The sequence below is a fragment of the Luteibacter yeojuensis genome, from assembly GCF_011742875.1.
Taxonomy (GTDB): Bacteria; Pseudomonadota; Gammaproteobacteria; order Xanthomonadales; family Rhodanobacteraceae; genus Luteibacter; species Luteibacter yeojuensis.
On record NZ_JAAQTL010000002.1, the window covers coordinates 423,721 to 435,759 of the forward strand.

Sequence of the window (12,039 nt, forward strand, 5' to 3'; positions counted from 1 at the left end):
AAGTTAGCGCCAGCCCGACGTGATCGGATACCGCCGTTCGCGTCCGAAGGCCTTCGTGGTGACGCGCGGCCCCGGTGCCGCCTGCCGGCGCTTGAACTCGTTGACGTAGACCATGCGGATCACACGGCGCACGGTGGCGTCGTCATGGCCCGCGGCGACGATGTCATCCGCGGAAGCCTCGCCTTCGATGAACAGCTCGAGGATCGCGTCGAGGTCGTCGTACGGCGGCAGGGAATCCTGGTCGGTCTGCTCGTGGCGCAGTTCGGCCGAGGGCGGCCGGTCGATGACGGCCATGGGAATCGCGCCGTCGATCGCGGCACGCCAGCGCGACAGCGCATACACCGTGGTCTTGTAGACGTCCTTCAAGGGGGCATAGGCGCCGCACATGTCGCCGTAGAGCGTGGCGTAGCCCACGGCCATCTCGCTCTTGTTGCCGGTGGAGAGCAGCAGCTTGCCGGTCTTGTTCGACATCGCCATCAACAGCACGCCGCGCGTGCGCGATTGCAGGTTCTCCTCGGTGATGTCCGGCTGGCGACCGGCGAACACCGGCGACAGCGCACCCGTGAAGGCGTCGTAGATGCCCCCGATCGGCAGCACGTGGTATTCGACGCCAAGGTGCTCCGCCTGCGCCTTGGCCTCGCGCAGCGACAGCCCGGAGGTGTACTCCGTGGGCATCATCACGGCGGTGACCTTGTCCTTCCCCAGCGCATCCACGGCGATGGCGAGGGTGAGCGCGGAATCGATGCCGCCGGACAACCCGAGCAGCACGCCGGAGAATCCGTTCTTGCCGATGTAGTCGCGCACGCCGCGCACGAGGCCCGCATACATGATCGCCTCCGGCGAACGCGTATCCGGCGCCGGCCAGTCGATGGCCGACAGCCGCTTCGTGGCGCTGTCGTATTCCACCGCGAGCAGCATTTCCTCGAACGAGGGTGCGCGGGCCGCGACCTCGCCGTCCGCCTGCACGAGCAGCGAATGGCCGTCGAACAGCAGGTCGTCCTGGCCACCGACGAGGTTCACGTAGGCGACGGGCACGCCGTTCTCCGTGGCGCGGCGACGCAGCAGTTCTTCGCGCGTGGCGGCCTGGCGGCGGTCGTAGGGCGAGGCGTTGATCACCAGGAGCAACTCGGCGCCCGCCTCCGCGGCATGCGCCGCCGGCTCGGCTTCCCAGATGTCCTCGCAGATAAGCATGCCGACGCGCACGCCCTCGATCGTGAAGACGCGCGTGGCCTCGCCATGCTGGAAATAGCGTTTCTCGTCGAACACCGTGTAATTGGGCAGCGCCTGCTTGTGGTATGTCCATTCCGCCCTGCCCTCGCGGATGAGCGTGGCGGCGTTGAACACCTCCCCCCGCGTGTCCGGATGGCCCACGACCGCCGAAATGCCCTCGATCCGCGGCGCCAGCGCCGCCAGTTCCTTCGCGCAGGCCTCGAGGAAGCTCGGGCGCTGCAGGAGATCCTCGGGCGGATACCCCGAAAGGGTGAGTTCGGGAAAGGCGATCATCGAGGCACCCAGGCGATCGCGCGCTTCCTCGGCCAGGGCCTGCACGCGCCGGGCATTGGCGGCGGCGGCACCCACGGGGAAGTCGAACTGGGCCAGGGCGAAACGGAACGTGGACATGGGGGATCCGTGCGGGCGCGGGGAATCCCCATGATAAGCCATCGACCCACAACAAGCCTTCCTACAGGTACAGGTGGGCGATGGCCAGGGCGGTCTTGTAGGGTTCCGGATCGTTGCGGTTGGTCAGCAGGACCACCGTCAGGCGGCGGTCGGGATAGCGGACGATCACGTTACGGAAACCGATGGTCTCGCCCGAGTGCCACACGGAGTCGCCGGTGATGCGCCAGCCATAACCGTATTCCACCGTGGGATCGTCCGTGCGCGTGTGCGGCGTGAACGCGGCCGCCCGGGACGATTCGCTGAGCAACCGGTCGCCGTAGAGCGCCGCGTCCCAGCGCGCCATGTCGTCGATGGACGAATAGATGCCGCCGTCGCCGAGCACCGAGCTGGTCATGCTCTGGTCGGTCCGCACCCAATGGCCGCCTTCCTCGCTATAGCCGTAGGCGCGGTTGGGAACGGGCGGGCCTCCCTTCACGTAGGCCAGCGTATGGGTCATGCCCAATGGCACGAAGATGCGATCGCGCAGGAAATCCTGGAACGACGTGCCTGAAGCCTTCTCGACGATGAGCGCCAGCATGGCGTAGCCGCCGTTGCTGTAGCGATACGACGTGCCCGGGGCGAAGTAGAGGTGGTCGGTCTTCGCCATCAGCGCCAGCACGTCCTTGTCGCGCAAGGGAACGGTCGTATCCGCCGGCATCACGTCCTCGTAATCGACCAGGCCGCCCTGGTGGCTGAGCAACTGGCCGACTGTGATGGCATCGGCCGCGGGGGGAAGCCCGGGAAGCCACCGACGCGCCCGGTCGTCGAGGGAAACCTTACCGTCCTGCACGAGAAGCAGGATCGCCGCGGCGGTGAACTGCTTGCTTACGGATGCCAGCCGGTAGTCGGTCTGCGGCGATGCCGGCACGCGCTTTTCGAGGTCGGCAAACCCGTAGCCGCGCCGTACCAGCGGCACGCCGTCGCGGACCACCAGCAGCGAGGCACCGGGCCCGTGGCCGTCGTAACGCGCCATCAGCGCATCCACCGATGTATCGGGCGACGGCCTGGCGGCACAGGCGGCCAGCAGGATGCCGGCGGCAAGAAGGACGGCGGGTCGCATGCTCACTCCACGGGAACGTCGTAGATGGTGTCGGCGGCCGCGGCGGACGGCAGCGAGTAGTGCCACCATTCCTGCGGGTAATTGACGAACCCCTCTGCCGCCATCGCGCGGAGCAGGCGCTGCCGGTTCGCGCGCTGTGCGGCGTCGATGCCGGGAGACGCGGTATGCGCGCGCGGATCGAAGAAGTCGAAGTCCGTGCCCATGTCCAGCGGCGTGCAGCGGTCGCCATCGCAATGCATGAGCGTGAGATCGACGGTGGCGCCGCGACTGTGCCCGGAGACGGGCGCGATGTATTCGCCCAGCAGCTTGTCCTTGTCGAGGTTCGGATAGTGCGCGGCCTTCGTCCGCGTGTCGGACAGATCGCCCGCCCAGCGGACGAAGTGCGCCACCGCGCGCGCGGGGCGATAGCAGTCCCAGAGCCGCAGGCGGTAACCCTCCTTGCGCAGTTCGCTCTCCACCCGCGCCAGCGCCTCGGCGGCGGTCGTGCGGAGGAAACACTTCGGCGCGCGGTAACCGTCGACGACGACGCCGGTGAAGTTGTCGCTGCCCGCGTAATGGATGGTTTCCGCGATATCCGGCACCAGCGACCGGATATCCGTCAGGCCGGCTTCCGCGGGCGTGCGCGCCGGCGAGACGCGCGGGGGCGCATCCGTCGCGTGGGCGCTAAGGGCAAGCGCGCACGCGAGTGAAATCCAGGTCTTCATAGTCGTTGCTGAAGTCGGCATCGGGATCGACCTTGGTGAGTCGCAGACGGTCGGGCGCGGCGAGATCGAGCCAGGGCTCGGCATCCATCCGCGTGCCGTTCCACTCTACGAGGTAACGCGTGCCCACGCGCTGGAGCGTGCCGGTCATGACGGGCGAACGTGCCGCGGCGAAACCCACGCCGCCTTGCACCGGACAAATGCTCACCTCGCCGAACCACGGATCGCGCCATACGCCGAGCAGGGCCTTCGCTCCGGCTGCCGAGGCCGCGGCGCGCGACGAGGTGTCGGGCGCCCGCGAGGCGCCGGGAGCCGAGGCTTCGGCGGCGACACGGTCCGCGTACTCGCCTACCGTATGTCTCTCCCCGGGGGCCGTGAAGCGCTTCAGGATGGCTTCGGCGAGCGTGTCGCGAGCGTCCTCGCCGCCGCCGTTCATCATGATCACGAAGCCGCTGCGCTGCCCGGGCAACAGGCTGAGCGTGGAGTACATGCCGGACAACGTGCCCGTATGCGACACGCTCCATTGGCCGTCCACGTCCGCGAGTCGCCAGCCGTATCCGTAGCCGTACAGATGGGTGTCGTTCCAGGCCTTGCGGCGCTGGCCGACCGGCATCGGATTCTGGATCGACCACAACGGCTCGCGCTGCTTCGCATCGAGCCAGGCCCGCTGGGAGGCGTCGGGCGTCAGCCAGTTGCCCGCCCAGCGCAGCATGTCGTCGAGATCGCAGCGCACGCCGCCGGCCGCCGCCGAGGTTATCGCGGGAATCGTCGACGGGTCGGCGTTCGTCACCTCGTTGCCGTGCTCGCCATGGCGGTGCGGCTGGGCGACGTTACCGATGCCGTCACGCGACCAGCTGCCGACCTGGCAGCGGGAGAGGCCGAGCGGCTCGAACACCTCGCGGCGAAGAAGGGTCTCGTAGGGAGCGCCACCGGCCGCCGCGGCCACTTCGCCCGCGACGACGTACAGCAGGTTGTCGTAGGCATAGCGCGAGCGGAAGCTGTGCTCCGGCTTCAGGTACGCGAGCCCGGCGAGGATGTCCTTGCGCGTGAACCGGTTCGGCTCCGGCCACAGCATCAGGTCGCCCGCGCCTTCGCGCAGGCCGCTGTTATGGATCAACAGGTCGCGCACCTGGATCTCGCGCGTCACCCATGGGTCGTTCATCCGGAAGTCCGGCAGGTACTTCACCACCGGGTCGTCCCAGCGCAGCTTGCCGGCGGCCACGAGGCGCGCCAGCAAGGCCGTGGTCATCGCCTTGCTGTTGGAAGCGATCTTGAACAACGTGCGGCTGTCGACCTTGCGACCGTCCGTTTCGGCCAGCACGCCGGCCGTACGCGTGTAGACCACCCTCCCCTCCCGGATCACGCCCACGGCGATCCCGGGAATGTCGTAACGGGCGATGGCCTCGTCCACCAGCGTGTCCAGCGATGCGCTGGACGCGGCTTCGTCCGCGGCCCAGACGCGCAAGAGATTGCCGCTCCAGATCTTCGCGATGTCCGCATCGGAGAAGCCGCGTCGCTTGAGCCCCGCGGTGACGTTGCGTGTCTCGGACGCATCCATCCACCCGGTGATCTCGCCCCCGCCGTCGAAGTCGGAGGCGATCCCCACATGGTCGATGCCGGCGACCTTCACCATGTGCTGGATGTGATCGAGGAAATCGTCCAGCGTCGCCAGCGGATGTTCGCGCTGGATCGCCTTCATGCCTTCGATGTAGGAAGGCAGGTAATCGTGCTTCTCGCTGTCGTAAGCCTTGTCGCCGGCTCCTTCGACCACGCGCTTCTGCAAGGCCTTTTCGGCCGCCTCGCGGGCGGGATCCTTCTTCAGGAATTCCTTGTATGCCACCGCCTGGATCACGCCACCGTTGGCGGCGATCGCCTTCAGCAGGTCGTCGGGCAGGTTGCGCGGATGATCGGTGATCGCGCGCGCGGAGGAATGCGAGGCGATGATGGGCGCGGTGGAGAGCGCCAGCACGTCGCGCACGCAGGCGTCCGAGGAATGCGAAACGTCTACCATCATGCCCAGCGCGTTCGCCCGCCGGACCACCTGGCGGCCGAAATCGCTCAGGCCGAGGTTGCTGTCGGGCTTGTCGCCCAGTTCCTTGCTCGGCAGGGAACTGCCGCAGAGGTCGTTATTGCCCACATGCACCAGGCCGACGTAGCGCGCGCCACGCGCGTAGGCGGCGTCCAGCCGTTTCAGGTCGTGGCCCAGCGAATAGCTGTTCTCGATGCCGATCATCGCGGACAGGCGCCCGGCGGCCTTGTTCGCACGGACGTCGTCCGGCGTGCGCGCCAGCCGGATCTGGTCCGGGTAACGCGCCAGCATGAGGTCGATGCCGTCGTACTTCCGCGCCGCCTGCGCCACGGCCTTCGCATAGCCCGCCTTCGTCAGCGGGCCCTGCTCGACATAGATGACGAAAAAAGCCGCATCGAGGCCGCCGCGGCGCATCTTCGGCAGGTCCACCTTGAGCGGACCGTCCTTGCCGGCGTCGAACTTGGGGTCGTGCATGTACGACAGGGGAATGTCGACATGCGTATCCAGGGTGAGGGGATGGTCCTGCGCCTGCGCCGCCGCGCAGAAGAGCAAGGCCAGGCCGAGGGTTCGCTTCATTCCTGCCTTCCTTCACATGTAGGAGCCGCTACAGCGGCGAGAAGCCCACGGAGCGATGAAGCGGCGAGGCAGATCCCCTCGCCGCCATGGCGGCTCCTACATCGAACCTCAGAAATCGATCGAGACCGTCAGCTGCCCGAAGCGCGGCGGCTGGAAGCGGATCGGCTGCAGGTACGTGTTGCTGTTGCTGCCGATCGACGTCTGCAGGTCCTGGTCGACGCCGGTGGTGCGCTGCTGGTTCAGCAGGTTGTACACGGCGAACTTCACGCGGAGGTTGTTCTTCTCGTCCAGCGGCAGCAGGTAGGTGATGCTGGCGTTGAGGTTGAAGGTCCAGGGCGTGCGCTTCGCGCCGCGCGAAGACTCGACGTACACGCGGTTCTCGGAGACCGGATCGGCGCAGTTCTCCACGCAGATGAAGTAGCTGTGGTAGGAGGTCTTGTCGTAGGGATTACCGACGCCGTAGGCGGTGATCGGGCTGCCCGATAGCGCCGTGACGTCGGCGCCGACCTGCCACTGCTTGTTGATCGCGTAGGTGCCGCGCAGCTTGAACTGGTGGCGGTGATCGTTCGGCAGGTAGCCACCCGACAGGTTCACCCACGGGTCGTCGAAGTTCTCGGTACGACCGGTATCGTCGAAGTTGGTGTCCGAGTTGACCGGGCCTTCCGCGTTGCCGCGGCTCCACGAAAGCACGTACGACGCGTTGAGCATCCACTTCTCGTCCCAGGCACGGTCCACCTGGAATTCCAGGGAGCCGAACGTGCGCCGGGGCTTCTTCCAGCCGCGCTGGCCGAGGTAGTTCCCCGAGGCGTCGTACAAGGCCCAACCCTGCTTCGATGTGTCGATGGTGAGGTAGCCGTCCGGCGTGCCGTCGCAATTGGTGTCGCCGTAGACGGTGACGTTGCGGCCTGGGTTGCCCATCACGTAGCCGATGTAGCCGTCGCCACCGCATTGCGGCGTGGCGCTGATCTCCATGTCGTCGATGGCGTCGTGCAGCTTGCGGTAGGTACCGCTCACGCCCCACGACCACTTGTCGGTGATCATCTGCTGGAAGCCCAGGATGGCCTCGTCCTGGTAGACCGGGTCCATGTTCTTGTCGACTTCGGCACGCAGGTCGCCCACGGTGCCGTTACCCTGCGACGTATCCACCGCGCCGATCTGCTGGCCGAGGATCGGCACGGCATACTGCGATCCGTTGCGCTCGAGGATCTGGTAGCCCTCGAAGGTGTAGAACGTGCGCTCGTCGAGCAGGCCGCCGGCCTGCTTGATGTTGATCACGTTGGCGACCGGCAGGTAATAGCGGCCGAGGTTGCCGAAGATCTTCGTCCTGCCGTCGCCGTTGAGGTCCCAGGAGAAGCCCAGGCGCGGCGCGATCATGTTATCGACCTTGATGTAACTCTTGCCTTCGGCGGTCTTGTTGTCGAAGGAGTCGCTGCGCAGGCCCACGTTCAGCAGGAAGTCCGGCGTGATGTTCCAGTTGTCCTCGATGTAATACGCGTTGTTAGTCGTCTCGAAGGTGCCCCCGATGTTGTAACGGCGCTGGCGCACGTACATGTCGTAGCCGGGCGGCATGACGCCGTCGTTCTCGATGGTGGAGCCCGGATCGGCATGGACGATGCTGTAGTAGTACTCGCCCGGCCCCGGGTAATGACGCTGATATTCCGAGGTGTCCACCTCGTGGTCGTAACCGAAGCGGACGAGGTGGTCGCCCAGCGTCCATTCGAAGTCGGCGCGACCCTGCTTGCGGGTATCGTTGCGCTTCTCGACCATCGTGCTCGCACTGCAGCCCAGCGGCACATCCGGGGCGTCCGCGCTGTCGTCGATCCGCACCGGGTTGCACTCGGCGTCGGCGAGGCCGTGGGTGAAGGACTCGCGCTCGTTCCGTCCATACATCAGTTTCATCGACAGGCTGTCGACGAGGTAGCTGGTGAAGGTGCCGTTCCAGTTCCTGCCGCCCGTGTCGCTGGTGATGACGTCGTTCTTCGTACCCTTGGTATGCGTGGCGAAGTCGTACGAATAGACCGAGCCCTCGTTCCGGTCCTTGTCCGAGAAGGCCATGAACTCGAGCAGGTTCTTGTCGTTGATGTGCCAGTCGATCTTGGTGCCCCAGAAACCGGAGTCGGTGTCGTTCTGGGTGAGCAGGGTGCCTTCGTCGTTGGTGTTCTGCGGGGTGTAGCCGCGCGCCTCGTACATGGCGAAGAAGAACAGCTTGTCCTTCACGATGGGACCGGACGCGTACACGTTCATCTTCGTGCGCGAGTAGTGGTCCTCTGACGACGTGATGTAGCGCTCGCCGTCCCAGTAGCGGTTTTTCGTGGTGGCCTGCCAGGCGCTGGGCTCGAAGGTCATCTCGGCGCCGGCCTTGAACTCGTTGGTACCCGAACGGGTCACCGCGTTCACCACGCCGCCGGTAGTACGGCCGAATTCCACCGAGTAGCCGCCGGTCTTGACCTGGAATTCCTGGTAGAAGGCGAACGGCGCCTCGGAAAAGCCGTTGCGGTTGTAGAAGTCGGTGACGTTGAGGCCGTTCACGTAGAACGAATTCTCGGCGACGGACGAACCGCCGAAGGAGATGCCGCCGAAGCCGGCATTGCCCTTGTTCACCGCCGGCGCCAGGAGCGCCACGGACTGCACGTTCTGGTCGACCGGCAGGCGGCGGATTTCCTCGCGGCTGACGTTCGTCGCGATTTCGGTGGAACTGACGTCCACCGCGTTGATGACCACCGGCGCGCTGACCTGCACGCCTTCGAGTTCCGTGGTGGCGGCATTGCGCTCGACCAGGTTCACCGTGGTGGCGTTACCGAGGCTCACGTTCACCTCGGTGGTGGTGCTCACCGGCTTGCCGTCCTTGCTGCTGTCCAGCTGGTAATGACCCACCGGCAGGAACGGGAAACGGAAGTTGCCGTCGGCATCGGCGGTTACCGTGCGCGTCAGCCCGGTACCCGGGTCGCGCACGGTGACCGTGGCGCCCGCCTTGGTGCGGCCGACGATCGAGCCGTCGGTGTTCGCGCCCCAGGCCACGCCGGACACGGCCAGGCCCAGTCCGATCGCCAAGCACAAGGCGCCGTGGCGCAAAGCACGCCGGTTCGTCTTGATATCCCCCATCTCCCCACTCCCATAAGATGATGTTTCGGGTTGTCTGCTGCCCCGTCAGTGCATCGTGCCGCCGGCCCCTTCCGGCGTGTCGACACGATGCCAACGGAAGTCGTAATCCCACTGGTCGAAATACAGGTTGCCGCCCTTCCACTCGACTTCGCCGCGTTGCGAATCGACCGTCTCCGAGCGGAAGAAGGTCTTCGCCGGCACGAACGGCCGCGAGTAGTCGTCGTTGAAGGCGATGCGATAGGCGTCCAGGCCGCCGAGGTAGAACCACTCGAGCTTGTCGTCGCCCGGCTTTGCGTTCGCCCCGGCCGCGAGGCGGCCGAAGGTCACGTCCATCGGTACCCATCCATACGGGGCGAGGTACACCTGCCCCCAGTCGTGGATGTTGTTGTATTTGCCATCGGAGAAGATCCAGCCGGACTGCCAGCGCGCCGGAATGCCGTTGAGGCGCAGCAGCGTCATCAGCAGCAGGGTCTGCTCGCCACAGTCGCCGTGGCCGGCGTGCAGCGTGTAGTCGCCGATGTTGGAGAGGGTGGAATACTCGCGCGCGCCGGCCCAGGGAATGGTGTCAACGGCGGCGAACAGCTTCTGCGCGATACGGTAGGGATTGGTCTCGTTACCCACCGCACGCTTCGAGTAGGCGCGCATGGCGTCGGTGAACACGATGTGCGGCGCACGCTCGGCGACGAAAGGCGCCAGTTCGGGTGTGATCGGCGCACGAACGACCTTCGCGGGATCGATGTCGACGTAGCGGGCGTACAGCGTCAGCTCGTAGGTGATCGAGAATGCCGTGGGCTTCCCTGCCACCGCCTTCTTCTCGAGGTAAGCGGTGCGCTGCATCGTCGACTCCGGGGCGATCCGCGCACCCGCGGGTTCGCTGGACACCAGGCGGATGTCCTCCTGCTGGCCCTCGATCGCACGCGGATAGGGAATCCACGCACGGATCGTCTCGCCGGCCGGCACGGCGTCCGCCTCCACGGTGAGGACCTGGGTCACGCTCTCGCGCCGCGGGAGCACGCTGCTGGTGTGCTTCGCCAGCGCGGCTTCACGCACGGCGCGGTGATGATCGTTGAGGACCTCGTTCGGGCCGTCGTCGAACGGCTTCGGGTCGCTGCGCCGCGCGCGGGCCTCGGCGCTGATGCGGAAGAGGTTGCCCGGGGAGCGCTTGAAATACAGCGTGCGGCCGTCGATCGTCTGCTTCTCGAGCAGGCCCGCCGCATCCCACTTGGCGAACTCGGCGTCGGTGAGGTCGGGTATCTGCTTGCGCAGGCGCGACTTCACCGCATCGGCATCGAGGGTGAAATCGATGAGGATGCGGCGCATGCGCTCGCGCTGGAATGCAAGGGTGTTGCGTTGGGCGGGAGTCAGGCCGGGCTGCGCGAGGGCCTTGGCGATGGTCGCCTCCGCATCCTTGAAATGGCCCGCATCGATCTGCTTCGACGGGACATCGCCGACAGGGTCGCTGCCCACCAGGCCGCCCGACTCGCCGGTCGCCTGACGCATCGCCGCGTCGGCAGACGGCGGAACCAGCGAGGACGATGCCAACAGGCACGCCGCCAGCGCGGAGCGAATCGTCGCGTTTCGTAAAGCCGCTTTCACCGTTCGGTATCCCCGATGCAACCGTGGTGGATGGACGTGCTGTGCTGGCTGTGTAACATGCTTGCAAAGCGCGGTCAATAATTTATGCTTCGGGCTACTTCGTTAGGAATAGATATTCCTGACGACCGTCGTGACACCACCCGGGGAGGGGACGCGTGATCCAGTCGGTTTGGCCTTATCTGGCCGTGATGCTGCTTGCGGCGGGGTTCTGGCCGGCCATCGAGCGCCGTTTTGCCTGGAAGGCCTTCGACATCCTTCCGCCCATCGTGCTCACCTACCTCACCGTCACGGCGCTCTCCGTGGCCGGCGCATGGACCGCCTCGCCGGACATCCACCAGGCGCAACAGGTGCTCGTGGCGCGCATGGTGCCCGCGTTGCTCTTCCTGCTGATGATCAACTGCGACCTGCGCGCCATCCTGGCGCTCGGGCCGCGCGTGCTCGCGGTCTTCGCCTGCACCTCGGTCGCGCTGTTCACGGCGTTCGTCCTCACCTACCTCCTCTACCGGCACTGGATGCCCGGCGACGAATGGAAGCCCCTCGCGTCGCTTTCGGGGAGCTGGATGGGGGGCACGGCGAACATGATCGCGGTGAAGCAGGCGATCGGGATGTCCGACACGTCGCTCGCAACGACGCTGCTCACCGACGCTCTTTGCTATTCCATGTGGGTCGTGGTGCTGTTCTCCGTCGCCCGCCTTGCACCGGCGTTCAATCGCTGGACGCGGGCCACGTCGAGCGCCGATATCACCGTGGCCGAAACCGCCGTCCGGGCACCCGCCACGGGCGACAGCGTGCTCCTCTGGCTGGGGCTGGCCGTGCTGGTATCGACGCTCTCGGCCAACCTCGGCGCCAGGCTCCCGATAGGGAACATGGTGTCGGCCACGACCTGGACGATCCTCATCGCCACGACGGCGGGACTGGTGGCGGCGCACACGCCGCTCGCGCGCCTTCCCGGCGCCCAGTCGGTATCGAGCGCCCTGCTGATCTCGGTGGTCGCGGTGCTCGCCTCGCAGAGCAGCTTCGCCGGCATCGCCGCGGCGCCGGTCTACCTCCTCGCCGGCGTCACCGTCATCGCCATCCACGCGTCGCTGCTTTGCATCGCCGCGCGGATCTTCCGCTTCGACCTCTATCTCTGCGGCATCGCCTCGCTCGCCCATATCGGCGGGGTGGCGGCCACCCCGGTGCTGGCCGCCACGTATTCGCGTTCGCTGGTGCCGGTGGGCATCCTGCTCGCGCTGCTCGGCTATATCCTCGGAACCGGATTCGGCCTGGTCGTCTCCGCGGTGCTATCCGCGCTGGCCTCCTGACAAGGAACTCGC

The 12,039-nt window shown here is 66.5% G+C and carries 7 protein-coding genes; 1 reads left to right on the forward strand and 6 read right to left on the reverse strand.

Annotation, left to right across the window (positions count from 1 at the left end; translation table 11 throughout):
* Window positions 1-3 precede the first annotated feature (3 nt).
* The 6 genes from HBF32_RS16870 to HBF32_RS16895 form a co-directional block, all read right to left on the reverse strand.
* Window positions 4-1,620 (reverse strand): NAD+ synthase, encoded by a 1,617-nt coding sequence (locus HBF32_RS16870; protein WP_166700944.1) that lies wholly within the window; start codon window positions 1,618-1,620, stop codon window positions 4-6.
* 61 nt (window positions 1,621-1,681) lie between these two features.
* Window positions 1,682-2,719: a serine hydrolase domain-containing protein gene (locus HBF32_RS16875; protein ID WP_166700945.1), complete on the reverse strand. Its 1,038-nt coding sequence runs from the start codon at window positions 2,717-2,719 to the stop codon at window positions 1,682-1,684.
* Window positions 2,720-2,721: 2 nt separating this feature from the next.
* On the reverse strand, window positions 2,722-3,423 hold the full coding sequence (locus tag HBF32_RS16880; RefSeq protein WP_166700946.1) for a M15 family metallopeptidase: 702 nt from the start codon (window positions 3,421-3,423) through the stop codon (window positions 2,722-2,724).
* On the reverse strand, window positions 3,383-6,025 hold the full coding sequence (locus HBF32_RS19655) for a membrane dipeptidase (protein ID WP_166700947.1): 2,643 nt from the start codon (window positions 6,023-6,025) through the stop codon (window positions 3,383-3,385). Before HBF32_RS19655 ends, HBF32_RS16880 begins: the two co-directional genes overlap by 41 nt.
* A gap of 108 nt (window positions 6,026-6,133) precedes the next feature.
* Window positions 6,134-9,127 carry a TonB-dependent receptor gene (locus tag HBF32_RS16890; RefSeq protein WP_166700948.1) on the reverse strand — a complete coding sequence of 998 codons (2,994 nt, stop codon included), beginning with the start codon at window positions 9,125-9,127 and terminating at the stop codon, window positions 6,134-6,136.
* A gap of 45 nt (window positions 9,128-9,172) precedes the next feature.
* Window positions 9,173-10,627, reverse strand: coding sequence for a transglutaminase-like domain-containing protein (locus HBF32_RS16895; protein WP_166700949.1), 1,455 nt, complete (start codon window positions 10,625-10,627; stop codon window positions 9,173-9,175).
* 251 nt (window positions 10,628-10,878) lie between these two features.
* Here HBF32_RS16895 and HBF32_RS16900 point away from each other — a divergent pair, with 251 nt between their 5' ends.
* The gene (locus HBF32_RS16900) at window positions 10,879-12,027 is read left to right on the forward strand and encodes a DUF819 family protein (RefSeq protein WP_166700950.1); all 1,149 of its coding nucleotides are present in this window, start codon (window positions 10,879-10,881) and stop codon (window positions 12,025-12,027) included.
* Window positions 12,028-12,039: the final 12 nt, after the last annotated feature.